Consider the following 16,043-nt stretch of genomic DNA (forward strand, 5'->3'; position numbering starts at 1 on the left):
GTGAGCCGCCGATGACTCCCCGGCCGTCGGTCGAGCCCGTACCCGCGGCCTCCGTCGCCGCGTTCGACCACGAGTGCGACGTGCTCGTCGTCGGTTTCGGCTGCGCCGGCGCGGCCGCCGCGTACGAGGCCGCCGCGGCGGGCGCGGACGTGCTGGTGCTGGAGCGCGCGGGCGGACCGGGCGGCTCGTCCGCGATGTCCGGCGGCGAGCTGTATCTCGGCGGCGGCACCGCGATCCAGCGGGCCTGCGGCTTCGAGGACGACCCGGGCACCATGTTCGCCTACCTCACGGCGGCGCTCGGCCCGCACGCCGACGAGGAGAAGCTGCGGCTGTACTGCGAGGGCAGCGTCGAGCACTTCGAGTGGTTCCGGGCCAGGGGCGTGCCGTTCAACGAGTCGTTCTTCGACGCGCCGAGCTGGATGCCCCCGACGACCGACGGCCTGATGTGGCTCGGGGAGAACGCCTGGCCGTACAACACCGTCGCGCGGCCGGTGCCGCGCGGCCACCGCCCGGCAGTCGAGAGCTGGGGCGGCCGGCTGCTGATGGACAGGCTGGTGGAGGCGGCGCGGGCGGCCGGAGCCGCCTGCCACGCGGACACCCGCGCCACCAACCTGGTGGTCGGAGGCGACGGCCGGGTCACCGGGGTCGTGGCCCGCCGGTACGGCGAGGAGGTGACCTACCGCGCCCGCAGGGGAGTGGTGCTGACCACCGGCGGGTTCGTCGACAACGAGGAGATGCTCGCCGACCACGCTCCGGTGCTGCTCGGGCACGGCAAGGTCAGCGACGGCCTGGACGACGGCGGCGGCATCCGCATGGCCACCGCGCTCGGGGCGGCCACCCGCCGCATGGGCGAGGTCGAGATCGCGATGACCGCGCTGCCCGCGATGCTGGTGCGCGGCATGCTCGTGAACGGGCTCGGCCGGCGCTTCATCAACGAGGACGTCTATCCCGGCCTGTTCAGCGTCGCCGCCGTACGGCACCAGCCCGCGCCGTACTGGGCGATCATCGACGAGGAGGGCTACGAGGACATCCCCGCGCGGGACCTGTGGGGCGTGCGCCCGGTCTTCGTGGCCGAGACCCTCGCCGAGCTGGAGGAGTCGCTCAGCATGCCGCAGGGCGCGCTGGAGGACACCGTCGCGGTGTACAACCGGCACGCCGAGCGCGGCGAGGACCCCTACTTCCACAAGGACCCCAAGTGGCTGCGCCCGCTGAAGGGGCCGTTCGCCGCCGCCGATCCGCGGCTGGGATTCGGCATGGGCGACCGCGACAGCGCGGGCAAGGGGACCGGCGCCGCCGGCTTCACGCTCGGCGGCCTGTGCACGACCGTGGACGGCGAGGTGCTGAACCAGTCCGGGCGGCCGATCCCCGGCCTGTACGCCGCGGGACGCGCCTCCTCCGGCATCCACGGCGAGGGATACGTCAGCGGCACCTCTCTCGGCGACGGCACCTTCTTCGGCCGCCGCGCCGGCCGCGCGGTCGCCAAGGAGGCGTGATGAACCGGTTCGACGGCAAGAACGTGCTGCTCACCGGGGCGGCGTCGGGCATCGGGCGGGCCACCGCCGTACGGCTGCTGGCCGAGGGCGCCACGGTGTTCGCGGTGGACCGGGACGAGGACGGGCTCGCGGAGACCGGGAAGCTGGCGGGGACGGACCGGTTCATCCCCCACCGGGCGGACCTGGCGGAGGAGACGGCGGTGGTGTCGGCCGCCGCCGCGGCCGTCGCCCGCCTCGGCCGGGTGGACGTGCTGGCCAACGTCGCCGGAGTGCTACGGGTCACCCCGCTGGAGTCGGTGGGGCTCGACGACTACCGGACCATCTTCGCGGTCAACGTGTTCGCCCCTGTCACGCTCTGCCGGGAGGTGCTGCCGCACATCCCGGACGACACCGGGGTCATCGTGAACGTCACCTCGACGGCGGCGACGAAGGCGCACCCGTGGATGACCGGATACGCCGCCTCCAAGGGCGCGCTGCTGTCGTTCTCGATCAGCCTCGCCGCCGAGCTCGCGTCGCGGCGGATCCGCGTCGTCCCGGTCTCGCCCGGCGGGGTCGCCACGCCGCTGACCGCCAAAAGGGAGACGTTCGCCGGCGTCGACACGTCGTGGTACGCGCGCACCTATCCCCTCTGGGGCAGGCCCGGCCGCCCCGAGGACATCGCCGGGACCATCGCGTACGCGGCCTCGGCCGACGGCGCCTACCTCAACGGCGTCGAGGTCCGCGTGGACGGCGGCTCGCACAGCTGACCGCCGTCCCGGCCCCGGACATGCAGGGCACGCCGGTCATGTCCGGTCGTACCAGGTGACGGTGGCCGGCGCCGCGGGCTGGGCCCCCGTGAGCTGGGCCCCGGTGAGTTGGGAACGGTACAGGCGGGCGTAGGCGCCTTCCGCCGCCAGGAGCTCGTCGTGTGTACCCTGCTCGACGATCCGCCCCTCGTCCATCACGAGGATCAGGTCGGCGTTCCGAATGGTCGACAGCCGGTGCGCGATGACGAAACCGGTGCGCCCGGCCCGCAGCGAGGTCATGGCCCGCTGCACCAGCACCTCGGTGCGGGTGTCGAGGGCGCTGGTGGCCTCGTCGAGCACCAGGATCGGGGGATCGGCCAGGAACGCGCGGGCGATGGTGACGAGCTGGCGCTCGCCCGCGCTGAGCCCCTCGCCGTCGTCGTCGACCACCGTGTCGTACCCGTCGGGCAGCGTGCGCACGAGGTGGTCGACGCCGGTCGCCCTGGCCACCTCGACGATCCGCTCGCGCGGCACGTCGCCGGCGCCGTACGCGATGTTGTCGGCGATCGTGCCGTGCCGCAGCCAGGTGTCCTGGAGCACCATGCCGATCCTGGCGCGCAGCTCCTGCCGGGGCACCCGGGCGATGTCCACCCCGTCCACCGTGATCCGCCCGCCCGTGACGTCGTAGAAGCGCATGAGCAGGTTGATCAGCGTGGTCTTGCCCGCGCCGGTCGGGCCGACGATCGCGACGGTCTGCCCCGGCTCCGCGACCAGAGAAAGGTCCTCGATCAGGGGACGATCCGGCGCGTACCGGAACGAGACGTTCTCGAACGTCACCCGCCCGGTGGTCGTGGCCGGAAGGTGGACGGGATCGGCGACGGGCTCCTCCTCGTCCTCGTCGAGCAGCTCGAAGATCCGCCCGGCCGAGGCGAGCACCGACTGCAGGAGGGTGGACATCGACGTGACCTGGTTCACCGGCTGCCCGAACTGCAGGCAGTACTGGATGAACGCCTGCACGTCGCCGACCGACAGCGCGCCGGCCGCCACCCGCAGGCCGCCGATGACCGCGACGAGCACGTAGTTGAGGTTCATGACGAGCGACATCGACGGGCCGATCAGGCTGGACAGCAGTTGTGCCCGGAACCCCGCGCGGAACACCGCGTCGTTGCGCTCGCCGAACTCCCGTACGGCCTGGCGCCGCCGGCCGAAGACCCTGACCAGGGCGTGCCCGGTGTAGGTCTCCTCGATGTGGGCGTTGAGCCGGCCCGTGGCCGCGAACTGCTCGGCGAACCTCGGCTGGGCCCGCCTGCCGACCGCCCTGGCCGCCACGACGGACAGCGGCACCATGACCACCGAGACCAGGGCGAGCAGCGGCGAGGTCCACACCATCATCACCAGCACGCCGACGAGCGTGAGCAGCGCGGTGACCGCCACGCTGAGCACCTGCTGCAGTGTCTGGCCGACGTTGTCGACGTCGTTGGTGGCGCGGGAGAGCACGTCGCCCCGCTGCCGCCCGTCGAAGTAGGCCAGCGGCAGCCGCGCGAGCTTGGCCTGGGTCCGCTCCCGCAGCCGGAAGACCAGCCGCTGCGCGATGGTCGCGGTCGTCCGCTGCTGGACGAAGGAGAGGAGGAACGCGGCCAGGTAACAGGCGAGGGCGCCCAGCAGGACCCGGCCGGTCGCGGCGAAGTCCACCCGGTGGTGCCCGGACACGGCCGACAGCACCAGGTCGGTGGCCGCGCCCAGCAGCCGGGGGACGGCCACGGTCAGGGCCACGGACCCGGCCGCGCAGGCCAGGGCGGCCACGGCGAGCGGGAGTTCGGGGCGGGCGGTCTCCAGCAGACGCCGGACGGCGCCTCGCTTCCGGGCTGTCATGCGGCCACCTCCTGGCCTGTCTGGGAGAACACGATCTCGCGGTAGGCGGGGCACGAGGTCATCAGCTCCTCCTGGGTGCCGGACCCGGCGACGCGGCCCTCGTCGAGCACCACCACGCGGTCGGCGTGCCGGATCGAGGAGATCCGCTGGGCGACCAGGACGACGGCGACGTCGCGGGTCTCCCGCGCCAGCGCGTCGGCGAGCGCCCGCTCGGTGAGCGGGTCGAGGGCGGAGAACGGGTCGTCGAGCAGCAGCACCCGGGGACGGGCGACCAGGGCCCGCGCCACGGTCAGGCGCTGCCGCTGGCCGCCGGACAGCGACGCGCCCCCCTGGCCGAGCGGCGTCTCCAGGCCCTCCGGCAGCGCCTCCACGAAGTCGCGCGCCTGCGCGGTCTCCAGCGCGTGCCACAGCTCGGCGTCGGTCGCCTCGGGCCTGCCGTACCTGAGGTTGCCGGCGATGGTCCCGGAGAACAGGTACGGCCGCTGCGGCACCAGCCCGACGACGCCGGCCGGCTCCTCCGGGGGCAGCGACGCGACGTCCGTGCCGTCGAGGAGCACCCGCCCGCCGGTCGGGTCGAGCAGCCGGGCCACGAGGTTCAGCAGGGTCGTCTTGCCCGAGCCGGTGGAGCCGACGACCGCGACGGTCTCGCCGGGGCGGACGAGGAGGTTCACGCCCCGCAGCACCGGCTCTTCGGCCCCCGGGTAGCGCACGTGCGCGTCGTGGACCTCCACCTCGCCCTTCCAGATCCGGCCCCGCCAGGCCCGATCGGTGCCGGTCGGCGGCTCCATCGGTTCGGTCCCGGTCTCCAGCACCTCGCGCACCCGGAGGGCGGAGACCCGGGCGCGCGGCGCTGCCAGGACGGTGAAGGTCGCGAGCAGGGCGGACCCCAGGATCACGGCCAGGTAGTTCAGGAACGCCACCAGCGAGCCCACCTGGGTGACGCCGTCGTCGACGAGGTGCCCGCCGAACCAGACGACCGCCACGCCGCAGAGGTTGCCGATCAGCATGCCGGCGGGATACATGACGGCCGTCAGCCGCGCCGCGCGTACGGCGGAGTCCTGTAGGGCGCCGTTGGCCTCGGCGAACCTGGCGTGTTCGCGGTCCTCGGCGGCGAACGCCCGGACGACCCGGACCCCGGCGATCTGCTCGCGCACCAGCCGGTTGACCTTGTCGACGCCGCGCTGCGTCGCCTGCGACAGCGGGGTGAGCCGGTGCAGGATCGCCCACAGGACGGCCGACAGCGCCGGCAGCGCGACCAGCAGCAGCGTGGACAGGCGCAGGTCCTGCCGCAGCGCCATGACCACCCCGCCGAGGAAGATCATGGGCGTGGCGGCCAGGCCGGTCAGCCCCATGAAGACCAGCGTCTGCACCTGCTGCACGTCGCCGACCGTGCGGGTGATCAGGGATGGCACCCCGAAGCGGCCCACCTCCCGGGAGGAGAACTCCTGGACCTTCGCGTAGACGGCGGCGCGCAGCTCGTGACCGAGGGCGGCGGCGGTCCTGGCGGCGAGGACGCCCACCACGGCCGAGCACAGGACCTGTGCCAGCGTCCCGGCCACCATGACACCGCCGAGACGCACGATCAGCCCGGTGTCGCCGCGCAGCACGCCGTCGTCGATGAGCGTGGCGTTGAACGTGGGCAGCAGGAGGGCGGCGAGCGCCTGCGCGATCTGGAGCACGGCGATCAGGGCGACGACGCCGCGACGGGGACGCAGGCCGGAGCGGAGCAGGGAGCCCATCTCAGCCCCCGTACGGCCGGGCCGCGCGCGCGTCGCGCAGGGCCCGCCCGAACCACACGAGCTCGTCGAGCATGACCTTGGCGGCGCCCTCCGGGCCAGCGGGGTCCTTCGGCCAGTTCCCCTCCGCGTCGAACAGCGTCCAGGGGCTCTGGAAGGCGACGGAGTCGCGGATCGTCACGGCGTGCAGCTCGGCGAAGACCAGCCGGAGCTGCTCGACGGCCCGCAGGCCGCTGGACATGCCGCCGTAGCAGACGAACCCGACGGGCTTGGCCGCCCACTCCCGGTGGTAGCTGTCGATCATCAGTTTGAGCGCGGCGGGGAAGCTGCGGTTGTACTCGGGGGTCACGACGACGAAGGCGTCCGCGGCCTCCACCCGGGGCCGCAGCCCGACGACCTCCTCCGGCCGCTCGCCGCCGAAGTGCCCGCGCAGCCCGTCGGGGAGCCGGGTCTCGGCCAGGTCGATCACGTCGAGCGCGAGGTCGTCGCGCCGCTCCGCCTGACCGGCGAACCAGTTCGCGACGAGGGGGGCCACCCTCCCGTCCCGGACGCTGCCGATGATCATCGCCACATTGAGCCGGGGTTCTCCGGGCATGGTTCCTCCACGAGGTGTGTACGGCGTACGCAACGAGTACACCGTACGCGCCGATGCGTACGGTGTACAAGTCCGAGTACGATGTACACATCGAACCGGGAGGAGCACGACGATGGCCGGGAAGAAAGCGGACGACACTGCCGACGACACTGGGGACGGCGCCCACGAGTCCATCTGGCAGCGGATGGAGCGCCCCGCCCGGCCTCCCCGCGCGGCGCTGACCCACGCGCAGATCGCCGCGGCGGCCGTGGAGATCGCGGACGCCGAAGGGCTCGACGCGGTCTCCATGCGCCGACTGGCCGAGCGGCTGGGCGTCGCCACCATGGGCCTCTACCGCTACGTGCGCGGCAAGGACGACGTGATCGAGCTGATGGTGGACGCGGTCTACGCCGAGGAGGCGCGGGCCGTGGAGGGCCGTGACTGGCGGGAGGTCCTGCGCGTGTCCGCCCTGCGGCTGCGCGCCCTCATCCTGCGCCATCCCTGGCTGGTGGAGACCACGGCCCAGACCGGGCCGCTGACCCCCAACTTCGTCGCGCGCACCGACCGGCTGCTCGCGTCGCTGGACGGCCTCGGCCTCGACCCCGACACGGCGATGACGGTCATCGGCACGGTCGGCGCGTTCGTCACCGGGGCGACCACCGCCAGGATCAGGATGGTCAGGCTGATGCGCAAGGAGGGCGCGGAGAAGATGGACGACCTGCGCACCCTCTACTCGTCGCGGATGAGGTGGCTGCTGGAGTCGGGCCGCTATCCGGCGTTCGAGCGCTACATCCGCGGCGGCGTCAGGAAGGACGACGACGACTGGCAGTTCGAGCTGGGGCTGGACAGCGTCCTCGACGGCATCGCCGCCCGGCTGAAGGTATGAAGACGACAGGCGGCCACCCGGGAGGGGTGACCGCCTGTCGTGGTGGCGAGCGCGTTCAGGAGCTGGGCGGGGGGATCATCCGCTTCGTCGCCTCGTGGGCCCTGCGGACCATCTCGGCCCGGGGGAAGCCGCTCCGCTTGCGGGCCGTCTCCTCGTTGCCGCCCGCGATCCAGACCGGGCCGTCGGCGAGGTGCTCCAGGCCCTCGCGCGCCACGTCGTCGGGCTCGGCCACGTTGAGACCGGGCAGGTCCATCCGGAGCCCGGCCCGCTCCATCGCCGGAGTGCGGGTGACGCCGAGGACGAGTTCGAGCACGTGCACGCCGTGCTCGCCCAGCTCCAGCCACAGTCCCTCCGCGAAGACGCGGCTGAACGCCTTGACCGCCGAGTAGACGCTGATCTGCGCCTGGCCCATGTATCCGGCGAGCGAGCCGACCAGGATGATGCCGCCGCGGCGGCGTTCCCGCATCAGCGCGCCGAAGTGATGGGTGAGCGCGAGCTGGGCGGTGATGTTGAGGTCGACGACCCCGCGCACCCGGTCGAGGTCGCCGGTCACGAACTCGTGGCCGTAGCTGTTGGCGCCCGCGTTGAAGATCAGCAGGCCCACCTCGACGTCGTCGGTCACCGAGCGGACGGCCTTGACCGCGCCCGGGTCGGTCAGGTCGAGCTCCAGCGTGCGCACCTCGACGCCCTTGGCCCTGACCTGCTCGGCCGTCTCGGCCAGCGGCCCGGGCTTGCGGGCGATGAGCACGAGGTCGAACCCGGCGTCGGCGAGCCGATGGGCGAACGACGCGCCCACTCCTTCGGATCCGCCCGCGACGACGGCCCAGGGGCCGTACACGTCCTTGTCGATCACGATTCCTCCGGTACGGCGATCTCGCCGTCGAGCGCGGCCTGGACGATGGAGTCCCGCAGCGCCGCGCAGCCGGGGAAGACTCCGGGCCCGGCGGCGCGGCGCTCCTGGCAGGTGCCGGCCGCGTCGGCGTTCCACTGGACGCTGGTCTGGTGCCAGCTCGCCTTGCGCACCTCGACCCCGGCGCCGCACCGCCTGCAGGTCACCGGCTGCATGGGCGCGTCGAGCAGCCGGTTGTCGGGGCGGATCGTCATGCGGGCCGGCCCGTGCTCGCCGAAAGCTCCGCGGCCTTGCGGGCGAGGTTCTCCTCGACCTCCTTCTTCCACGCCTCGACCGGGCGGGCGGTGTCGAGCTCGAACTCGAAGCGCTCCACCATCTCCGGCCTGACGTCGGCGACGTCCACGTAGAACTGCTCGTACCAGCGGCGCAGCTGGTAGACCGGCCCGTCCTCCTCGCACAGCAGCGGGTTGTCGATGCGGGCCTTGTTCTTCCAGATCTGCACGTCCTGGTCGAAGCCCTTGAGGATGAAGGAGCTCATCTTCCTGGCCATCTCGTCGGCCGCGGGCCCGGAGAGCTTGTCGGTGCGCTGCACGATGATCCCCGAGTGCAGCACGAACGAGTTCGCGTCGATCGGGTAGTGCGCGTTGATCAGGACCGAGTTGATGTCCATGGTGTCGTAGTGGTACGTCAGATCGTCGATCATGAAGGACGGCCCGTGGTACGACGCCACCGAGTCGTTGCCGAGCAGCCTCGGCTCGCCGTCCTTCGCGGGCGGGCGGGTGTCCTGGCGGCCGGTGCCCTTCATGATCTGCGTGGCGACGTGGCCCTCGAAGATGTTCTTGAAGTACGTCGGGAACGAGTAGTGGACGTAGAAGAAGTGCGCCATGTCGACGACGTTGTCCACGACCTCGCGGCAGTTGGTGTTCACGATGGTCTCGGTCCAGACCCAGTCGGTCCAGTCGTCCCGCGTCGCGCCCTCGATCCGGGGGATCGTGACCTCCGGCGGCGGCGGGTTGCCCTCCGGGTCGTTCCACACGAACAACAGGCCGTCCTGGTCCATGGTGGTCCAGGCCGCGGTGCGGGCGCGCAGCGGGACGCGGCGCGAGTAGGGGATCTTCTTGCAGCGGCCGTCGCCGCCCCAGCGCCAGTCGTGGAACGGACAGGCGATCTCGTCGCCCTTGATCGTGCCCTGCGACAGGTCCCCGCCCATGTGCCGGCAGTAGGCGTCGAGCACGTTGATCCTGCCGTCGCCGCTCTGGAAGACCACGAGCTTCTGGCCGAAGGCGTTGACCGTGTGCGGCTTGCCGTCCTTGAACTTCTCCGACAGGCCCAGGCAGTGCCAGCCCCGGGCGAACCGGGTGGGCACCGCCTCCGCCTCGATTCTGCGGATGTCGTCGTTCCCGGCTTCTACTGCAGTCACCTTGATCCGACCCTTCAGGACGCACGTTCTCTCAGTCCGCCAACGTAGGAGCTGTGGCGGCCCGCCGGACGGCGAGTCCCATTGGCCGGGAGTGTCCTGACATGCGGTCATCGGCTCCACGCACCATCATGGACGGCATCTGACCGACGAGCGTGACACGGAGGACTCCCAGATGAGCAACGAGGTCCTGGACGCGGTTCGGGCGCTGCTGCCGAAGATCGCCGAACGGGCCCGGTCCACCGACGAGGACCGGCGGGTCCCGGCGGAGTCGATCAGGGAGCTGGTCCAGGCCGGGGTCTTCCGGATGCTGCAGCCCAAGAGGTACGGCGGCGTGGAAAGCGACCCGGTGAGCTTCTACGAGGTGGTCAGGGAGATCTCGGCGGTGTGCGGGTCCACCGGCTGGACCGTCGCCGTGCTCGGCGTGCACCCCTGGCAGCTCGCCCTGTTCGACGAGGCCGCCCAGGACGAGGTGTGGGGGAGCGACCCGGACGCGCTGATCTCCTCGTCGTACGCGCCGGTCGGGCGGCTCGTCCCGACCGAGGGCGGCTACCGGCTGTCCGGCCGGTGGCGGTTCTCCTCCGGCTGCGAGCACGCGTCGTGGGCGATGGTCGGCGGCCTCGTCCTCGGCGACCAGGGCAAGCCGGTGGACTTCATGACCGTGCTGGTGCCCCGCTCCGACTACCTGATCGCGGACGTGTGGGACGTCATCGGGCTGCGCGGCACGGGCAGCAACGACATCATCGTCGAGGACGCCTTCGTGCCCGCCCACCGCGTGATGCGCAACTACGAGATGGCGCAGCTTCGCGGCCCCGGCCAGAAGGTGAACACCGGCCCGCTCTACCGCATCCCGTTCGGCACCGTGTTCACCACCACGATCACCGCCCCGGTCATCGGGATGGCCGTCGGCTGCTACCGGTCGTACGTGACCGCGATGCGCGACCGCGTACGGCTCAGCCTCGGCGGCGGCCGGTTCGCCGAGGACCAGTTCGCGCAGGTCGCCGTCGCCCGGGCGGCGTCGGAGATCGACGCGGCGATCCTGCAGACCGACCGCAACGTGCGGGAGATGTACGAGCACGCGGTGCGGGGCGAGACGATCCCGGTGGAGCTGCGGCTGCGGGTGCGCAGGGACCAGGTGCGCGCCACCGAGCGCGCGCTGGAGGCGATCGACATCCTGTTCAAGACCGCCGGGGGCAACTCCCTCAGCCGGGGCAACCCGATCGAGCGGGCCTGGCGCGACGCCCACGCGGGCAGCGTCCACGTGGCCAACGACGTCGAGCGGGCCCTCGCGATGTACGGCAAGGGCGAGTTCGGCCTGGCCGTCGAGGACAACCTGATCTGACGGACGGCGAAAGGGGCCCGGACGCACCGCGTCCGGGCCCCTTCTCACCGCCGTCAGCAGGTGGACGCGGGTGTTCCCCCGGCGAGAATCGTCCGCGCGAACGCCAGCGCGTCGTCGAACGAGGCCGGCACCGAGCCGCGGTGGTCGGCACCGGCATAAGTGCGGTACGTGACCTTCGCCGCGCCCGCGCACAGGTCGGCGACCATGAGGTCGGTCGTCTGCTTCGGCACCAGGACGTCGGCCGTGCCCTGGGCGACCAGGGTGGGCACCCGGACCTTCAGCCCGACCGGCTCCTGCGCCCGCAGATAGCCGGTCAGGGTCGCGGTGTCTGCACCGGGGCGGAACACGCTGCTCACAGTCGTGTCCGCGGCGACCGCCCGCACCTGGTCCATGCATCCCGTACGCGCCGCGTCGAGCAGCGGCTGCACCTCGTCGGTGACCAGTTCCTCCGGCGTGATCGCCGGATCGGCCGCCGCCGCGCCGAACAGGATCGTGGGCAGGAAGGCCAGCGCGTCCTTCGCCCCCGGCATCGCCCGGAGGTAGGCCACGGTCTGGGAGTAGCCCCAGCCGCCGGGGGCGATCGCGATCGCGCCGCGCAGCCGCACGTCCCCGCGCTCGCCGGTGGCGGCGGCGCTGAACAGCGCGGCGTGCCCGCCCTGGCTGTGGCCCGCGGCGAACCAGTCCCGTCCGATGTGCGGGTCCACGCGGCGCGCCGCGCGCACCATGTCGATCACGCTGTCCGCCGCGCTCCGCCCGTTCAGGTACGGATGCCCGCCCGGGGTGCCGAGCCCCTCGTAGTCGGTGCGCACGACGGCGAAACCGTGCGCCACCCAGGCGTCCAGCGTGGGGTTCACCGAGGCCAGGTAGCCGTGCGCGGGCCCGCCTGCGGTGTCGGCCGAGGGCGCGCACACGTCGGCCGTACCGGTCGTGCCGTGCGCCCAGCTGATCACCGGCCAGCCGCCGGGCGGCGGGGGCGACGCCGGCACCGAGACCACACCCGACACGGTGACGGGCCTGCCCGAGGCGCCCTCGGAGACGTAGGTGACGTACCAGTTGCGGGCCGCGCTCGGCAGCCCCGCCGCGCCGGTCAGCGGACGGGCGGACAGCAGCGTGCCCCGCTCCCCTGGAGGTACGGGACGGGCGTCGGCCGTGGCGGGTGCCATGATCGCCGCGGCGATCAGGACGGCCAGGGAGAGCGCCGTGAGGCGTGATCGGGGGAGTGGCATCAGCGTTCCTTTCAACGTGCCATGTCCCTGACGGCCCGGTAGGCGAAGACCATGGCCGAACCGATCGGGACGCCGGGGCCGGGGTAGCGGCGCCCGGAGAACGAGGCGCTGGTGTTGCCCGCGGCGTACAGGCCGGGAATCGGCCGTCCGTCCCCGTCGAGCACCCGTCCGTCGGGGTCGGTGCGCAGGCCGCCCTTGGTGCCGAGATCGCTGAGCACCACCCGCGCGGCGTAGTAGGGCGGGGTGTCCACCGGCACCAGGCACGGGTTCGGCCGGTCCTCCGGCCTGCCCGCGAAGAACAGGTCGTAGGGGTCCTCGCCGCGGTGGAAGTCCTCGTCCACGCCGGTCTCGGCGAAGCCGTTGAACCGCTCGACGGTGCCGGTGAGCGCATCGCCCGGCACGCCGATCAGTTCCGCCAGCTCGGGCAGGCTCTCGGCGCGCACCCAGGTGCCGGCCTCGAGGTGCTCCTCGGTCGGGCGGCCCGGCAGCGAGATCGCCGGGAGCCGCCCGCCGGAGCGGGAGTCGAAGATCAGATGGGCCGGCACGCGGCCGGGCGCCGCCGTCATCTCGCGGCCCATCCGGTCGTAGGGCAGCGACTCGTTGGCGAACCTGCGGCCCGACGCGTCGACCATGAGCCCGCCGCGGAAGCCCAGCGTGAAGGCGGCCCGGCCGTCCGGCAGCGCCACGCCCGGGCACCACCACGCCTCGTCCATGAGACCGGTGGCCGCGCCGATCGCGGCGGCGGCCCTGATCGGGTCGCCGGTGTTCGCACCCGCCGGGGCCATCGACCACTCGGCGGTCCCCGGGACGCCGTGCTCCGCGCGCATCGCGGCGTCGCCCTCGAATCCGCCGGCGGCCAGCAGGACGCCCCTCGCGGCGCGCAGCCGTACGGTTCCGCCGTCGGCGGTCGCGGCCTCCACGCCGGTCACCCGGCCGTCCTCGACGACGAGCCGGGTGAGCGCGGTGCCGGTGCGTACGGTGCCGTTCCCGGTGTTCGTGAGGGCGAGCAGCAGCCGGCCGATCAGCGCCCGCCCGGCCGACAGCGGCCCCTCGGCGTGGCCCAGGCCCGCGCGGTCGCGGTCCACGGGCGGCCGGACCAGGGCGGCGAGGTCGCCGAGCCGCTCGGCCGGCAGATCGAGCGGCACGAACGAGCGGCCCGCGTCCAGCCGCCCCGGCGCGGGGAAGTAGTCGGGAAAGGCCCGCCACTCGAACTCGATCGCCGGGTCGCGCTCCAGGAACTCGGCCACCTCGGGCGCGGTCGCGAGGAACGCCTCCCGCCGGTCGGCCTCCGCCTCGCCCAGCAGCGCGACGAGGTAGGCGCGGGCCGACTCCGCCGAGTCGCCGATCCCGGCGCGGCGCTGCACCTGGGTGCCGGGCAGCCAGACGGCCGCCCCGGAGTAGGCGGACGTGCCGCCGAGCAGCGCCGTCTTCTCCAGCACCACCGTGCGCAGCCCGCTCGCCGCGGCGGTCAGCGCGCCGGTCATGGCTCCCGCGCCGGAACCGGCCACCACCACGTCGTACTCGTCGTCCCAGGCCTGCGCCGCCATGCCCGTCCTCTCGTCGTCCCTGACAGTGGTGGCGTACAGGCAAGCGCAGCAGGAGGCGCGCCAGGCCGGCTCATCCCACTGAGTGGTATGGACCAGTGGCAGGTGGGCCCGTACGGCTGTGTATCGTCGTTGCGAAACACGAAAGGTCAGGGGGAGACGTGCCGAGGATCGCCGAGGTCAGGGCGCCGGCGGAGCCAAACTCGCCGGAGCAGCGCGCCCGGCACCTGCGGATCCTGCGGGCCGCCGCGCGCATGGGCGCCGAGAAGGGCCTCGAGCGCGTCCAGATGCACGAGGTGGCCAAGGAGGCCGGGGTGGCGATCGCCACGCTGTACCGGTACTTCCCCTCGAAGACCCACCTGTTCACCGCCGTGATGGCCGAGCAGATCGACCGGTTCGACGAGAGCGTCCCGCAGCCGAAGCCGGGCACCGCGCCTGAGGACGCCGTCGCCGACGTGCTCGTGCTGGCCAGCAGGCAGTTGCTGCGCCGCCCCGCGCTCGCCACCGCGATGCTGCAGTCGGCGAACTCCGCCAACGCCGCCGCGGTGGCCGACGCCGGCCGGATCGACATGACGTTCCGGCAGATCGTCCTGCGGACGCTCGGCATCCAGGAGCCGACCGTCATGGACGTCACGCTGATCCGGCTGCTCATGCAGTGCTGGTATGGCGTGCTGCAGTCGAGCCTGAACGGCCGGGCCTCGGTCCCCGACACCGAGAGCGACATCCGCATCGCCTGCCGGCTGCTGCTCGCGCCCCGCTCCAACGCCGCCTCCCGCTGACCGGGACGGCCTCCGCCGTCCCGCCCGCCCGTCGGTAGCGTGCGGCGCCATGAACCGTTTCGAGGGCGTGAAGGTCCTGCTCACGGGCGCCGCCTCGGGGATCGGGCGGGCCACCGCGGTCCGGCTCGCCGCCGAGGGCGCGCACGTCTTCGGCGTGGACCGCGACGAGCGGGGCCTCGCGGAAACGGGCCGGCTGGTGCGGGGCGCGTACGTCCCGCACGTGGCCGACGTGACGGACGAGCGGGCCGTGGTCGCGGCTGTGGACGCGGCGGCCGCCGCGCTCGGCCGCATCGACGTGCTGGTCAACGTGGCCGGGATCCAGCGGACGACGCCGATCGAGTCGCTGACCGTGGCCGACCTCACCCTGTTGTTCTCGGTCAACCTCGTCGGCACCGCGCTGTTCTGCCGGGAGGCGCTGCGTCACCTGCCCGACCGGACCGGGGTCATCGTGAACGTGGCGTCGATCGCGGCCACCCAGGGCAACCCGTACATGACGGCGTACGCCGCGTCGAAGGGGGCGGTGCTGGCCTTCTCGCTGAGCCTCGCCGCCGAGGTGGTGGGGCGCGGCATCCGGGTGGTGCCGATCTCCCCGGGCACGGTGACGACCCCGCTGACGCGCGACATCGAGTTTCCCGAGGGTGCGGACCTGCGCTACTTCGGGCGGATCCGCTCGCTGCTCGGCAGCGGCGCCCCCGAGCAGATCGCGGCGGCGATCGCGTTCGCCGCCTCCTCGGACGGCGGATACCTCACGGGTGCGAACCTCCGGGTCGACGGCGGCTCCGGAACCTGACGCCCCCCTTCGACAAGGAGCGACGACGTGACACGGAAGATCGCGGTGACCGGGTCGGCCTCGGGCATCGGCAGGGCACTCGCGGCCTCGCTGCGGGCAGGCGGCGACGAGGTGATCGGCGTCGACCTCAAGGACGCCGACGTGTGCGCCGACCTGTCCACGCCGGACGGGCGGGCGCTCGCGGTGGAGTCGGTGCTCGACAGGGCGGACGGCGCGCTGGACGGCGTGGTGGCCTGCGCCGGCGTCTCAGGGGTGACCGTGAGCACGATCACCGTCAACTTCTTCGGCGTGACCGCGATCCTGGAAGGGCTGCGCCCGGCGCTCGCCCGGGCGGAGCGGCCCCGCGCCGCCGCGGTCGCCTCGATCTCCGCCACCCAGCCCGCCGACCCCGAGGTGGTCCGCGCCTGCCTCGACGGCGACGAGCCACGGGCGGTCGCCCTGGCCGGGGAAGCGGTCGAGCGCGGCGAGGGCCGGCTGCTCTACCCCGCCTCGAAGTCCGCGCTGGTCCGCTGGCTGCGCGCACGGGCCGTGTCGCCGGAGTGGGCCGGATGCGGCATCCCGCTCAACGCGGTGGCGCCGGGCGTCGTGCTGACCCCGATGTCGGCGCCCCTGTTCGAGGACGAGACGATGCGGAAGATCATGGACCGGGCGGTGCCCATGCCGCTGAACGGCTACGCCGAGCCCGGGGTCGTGGCCGACGCGCTGCGCTGGCTGGTGAGCCCGGAGAACTCCCACATGGCCGGGCAGATCATCTTCGTGGACGGCGGCGCCGAGGCAACCCTGCGCGGCCCCGACGCGTACTGACGGCC

The 16,043-nt window shown here is 73.1% G+C and carries 15 protein-coding genes; 7 read left to right on the forward strand and 8 right to left on the reverse strand.

From position 1 onward, the window contains the following. Positions 1-11 precede the first annotated feature (11 nt). Both Msi02_RS35030 and Msi02_RS35035 read left to right on the forward strand, forming a co-directional pair. Positions 12-1,493, forward strand: coding sequence for an FAD-dependent oxidoreductase (locus Msi02_RS35030; RefSeq protein WP_204052123.1), 1,482 nt, complete (start codon positions 12-14; stop codon positions 1,491-1,493). Continuing rightward, positions 1,493-2,239 (forward strand): SDR family NAD(P)-dependent oxidoreductase, encoded by a 747-nt coding sequence (locus tag Msi02_RS35035; RefSeq protein ID WP_204052124.1) that lies wholly within the window; start codon positions 1,493-1,495, stop codon positions 2,237-2,239. The genes Msi02_RS35030 and Msi02_RS35035 overlap by 1 nt, the downstream gene beginning before the upstream one ends. Before the next feature lie 36 nt (positions 2,240-2,275). Here the strand turns inward: Msi02_RS35035 and Msi02_RS35040 are convergent, their stop codons facing one another. The 3 genes from Msi02_RS35040 to Msi02_RS35050 are packed head-to-tail and all read right to left on the reverse strand — an operon-like array spanning position 2,276 to position 6,421. Continuing rightward, a complete protein-coding gene (locus tag Msi02_RS35040; protein WP_204052125.1) occupies positions 2,276-4,090 on the reverse strand; it encodes an ABC transporter ATP-binding protein in 1,815 nt (604 codons plus the stop codon). Further along, complete coding sequence (locus Msi02_RS35045; protein WP_204052126.1) at positions 4,087-5,829, reverse strand: ABC transporter ATP-binding protein; 1,743 nt, start codon at positions 5,827-5,829, stop codon at positions 4,087-4,089. Before Msi02_RS35045 ends, Msi02_RS35040 begins: the two co-directional genes overlap by 4 nt. 1 nt (position 5,830) lies before the next feature. Beyond that, positions 5,831-6,421: an NADPH-dependent FMN reductase gene (locus Msi02_RS35050; protein WP_204052127.1), complete on the reverse strand. Its 591-nt coding sequence runs from the start codon at positions 6,419-6,421 to the stop codon at positions 5,831-5,833. A 112-nt stretch (positions 6,422-6,533) separates the two neighbouring features. Here Msi02_RS35050 and Msi02_RS35055 point away from each other — a divergent pair, with 112 nt between their 5' ends. After that, positions 6,534-7,286, forward strand: a complete 753-nt coding sequence (locus Msi02_RS35055; RefSeq protein ID WP_204052128.1) for a TetR/AcrR family transcriptional regulator — start codon at positions 6,534-6,536, stop codon at positions 7,284-7,286. Between the two features lie 55 nt (positions 7,287-7,341). On the opposite strand, the gene Msi02_RS35060 is transcribed toward Msi02_RS35055, so the two are convergent. The 3 genes from Msi02_RS35060 to Msi02_RS35070 are packed head-to-tail and all read right to left on the reverse strand — an operon-like array spanning position 7,342 to position 9,556. Further along, on the reverse strand, positions 7,342-8,139 hold the full coding sequence (locus Msi02_RS35060) for an SDR family NAD(P)-dependent oxidoreductase (protein ID WP_204052129.1): 798 nt from the start codon (positions 8,137-8,139) through the stop codon (positions 7,342-7,344). After that, positions 8,136-8,390, reverse strand: a complete 255-nt coding sequence (locus tag Msi02_RS35065) for a ferredoxin (RefSeq protein ID WP_204052130.1) — start codon at positions 8,388-8,390, stop codon at positions 8,136-8,138. Before Msi02_RS35065 ends, Msi02_RS35060 begins: the two co-directional genes overlap by 4 nt. Further along, a complete protein-coding gene (locus Msi02_RS35070) occupies positions 8,387-9,556 on the reverse strand; it encodes a 3-ketosteroid-9-alpha-monooxygenase, oxygenase component (RefSeq protein ID WP_239109023.1) in 1,170 nt (389 codons plus the stop codon). Before Msi02_RS35070 ends, Msi02_RS35065 begins: the two co-directional genes overlap by 4 nt. Before the next feature lie 172 nt (positions 9,557-9,728). Between Msi02_RS35070 and hsaA the strand changes: the two genes are divergently transcribed. Beyond that, positions 9,729-10,895: a 3-hydroxy-9,10-secoandrosta-1,3,5(10)-triene-9,17-dione monooxygenase oxygenase subunit gene (gene hsaA, locus Msi02_RS35075; protein WP_204052131.1), complete on the forward strand. Its 1,167-nt coding sequence runs from the start codon at positions 9,729-9,731 to the stop codon at positions 10,893-10,895. A 53-nt stretch (positions 10,896-10,948) separates the two neighbouring features. On the opposite strand, the gene Msi02_RS35080 is transcribed toward hsaA, so the two are convergent. Together Msi02_RS35080 and Msi02_RS35085 are read right to left on the reverse strand one after the other, a co-directional pair. Next, a complete protein-coding gene (locus tag Msi02_RS35080; protein WP_204052132.1) occupies positions 10,949-12,121 on the reverse strand; it encodes an alpha/beta hydrolase family protein in 1,173 nt (390 codons plus the stop codon). 11 nt (positions 12,122-12,132) lie between these two features. Further along, positions 12,133-13,668: an FAD-dependent oxidoreductase gene (locus tag Msi02_RS35085; RefSeq protein ID WP_204052133.1), complete on the reverse strand. Its 1,536-nt coding sequence runs from the start codon at positions 13,666-13,668 to the stop codon at positions 12,133-12,135. A 158-nt stretch (positions 13,669-13,826) separates the two neighbouring features. Here Msi02_RS35085 and Msi02_RS35090 point away from each other — a divergent pair, with 158 nt between their 5' ends. From Msi02_RS35090 to Msi02_RS35100, 3 genes are read left to right on the forward strand one after another with little or no spacing between them, the layout of a single operon-like run. Beyond that, positions 13,827-14,444, forward strand: a complete 618-nt coding sequence (locus tag Msi02_RS35090) for a TetR/AcrR family transcriptional regulator (RefSeq protein ID WP_139572198.1) — start codon at positions 13,827-13,829, stop codon at positions 14,442-14,444. A gap of 49 nt (positions 14,445-14,493) precedes the next feature. Next, a complete protein-coding gene (locus Msi02_RS35095; protein ID WP_204052134.1) occupies positions 14,494-15,234 on the forward strand; it encodes an SDR family NAD(P)-dependent oxidoreductase in 741 nt (246 codons plus the stop codon). Between the two features lie 27 nt (positions 15,235-15,261). Beyond that, on the forward strand, positions 15,262-16,038 hold the full coding sequence (locus tag Msi02_RS35100) for an SDR family oxidoreductase (protein WP_204052135.1): 777 nt from the start codon (positions 15,262-15,264) through the stop codon (positions 16,036-16,038). The last annotated feature ends 5 nt before the right edge of the window (positions 16,039-16,043 follow it).

This window comes from Microbispora siamensis (assembly GCF_016863095.1).
Lineage (GTDB): Bacteria > Actinomycetota > Actinomycetes > Streptosporangiales > Streptosporangiaceae > Microbispora > Microbispora siamensis.

Coding starts and splice junctions, on each gene's coding strand:
- Msi02_RS35030 (WP_204052123.1), top strand. CDS start 12: ATGACTCCCCGGCCGTCGGTCGAGCCCGTACCCGCGGCCTCCGTCGCC.
- Msi02_RS35035 (WP_204052124.1), top strand. CDS start 1,493: ATGAACCGGTTCGACGGCAAGAACGTGCTGCTCACCGGGGCGGCGTCG.
- Msi02_RS35040 (WP_204052125.1), bottom strand. CDS start 4,090: ATGACAGCCCGGAAGCGAGGCGCCGTCCGGCGTCTGCTGGAGACCGCC.
- Msi02_RS35045 (WP_204052126.1), bottom strand. CDS start 5,829: ATGGGCTCCCTGCTCCGCTCCGGCCTGCGTCCCCGTCGCGGCGTCGTC.
- Msi02_RS35050 (WP_204052127.1), bottom strand. CDS start 6,421: ATGCCCGGAGAACCCCGGCTCAATGTGGCGATGATCATCGGCAGCGTC.
- Msi02_RS35055 (WP_204052128.1), top strand. CDS start 6,534: ATGGCCGGGAAGAAAGCGGACGACACTGCCGACGACACTGGGGACGGC.
- Msi02_RS35065 (WP_204052130.1), bottom strand. CDS start 8,390: ATGACGATCCGCCCCGACAACCGGCTGCTCGACGCGCCCATGCAGCCG.
- hsaA (WP_204052131.1), top strand. CDS start 9,729: ATGAGCAACGAGGTCCTGGACGCGGTTCGGGCGCTGCTGCCGAAGATC.
- Msi02_RS35080 (WP_204052132.1), bottom strand. CDS start 12,121: ATGCCACTCCCCCGATCACGCCTCACGGCGCTCTCCCTGGCCGTCCTG.
- Msi02_RS35085 (WP_204052133.1), bottom strand. CDS start 13,668: ATGGCGGCGCAGGCCTGGGACGACGAGTACGACGTGGTGGTGGCCGGT.
- Msi02_RS35095 (WP_204052134.1), top strand. CDS start 14,494: ATGAACCGTTTCGAGGGCGTGAAGGTCCTGCTCACGGGCGCCGCCTCG.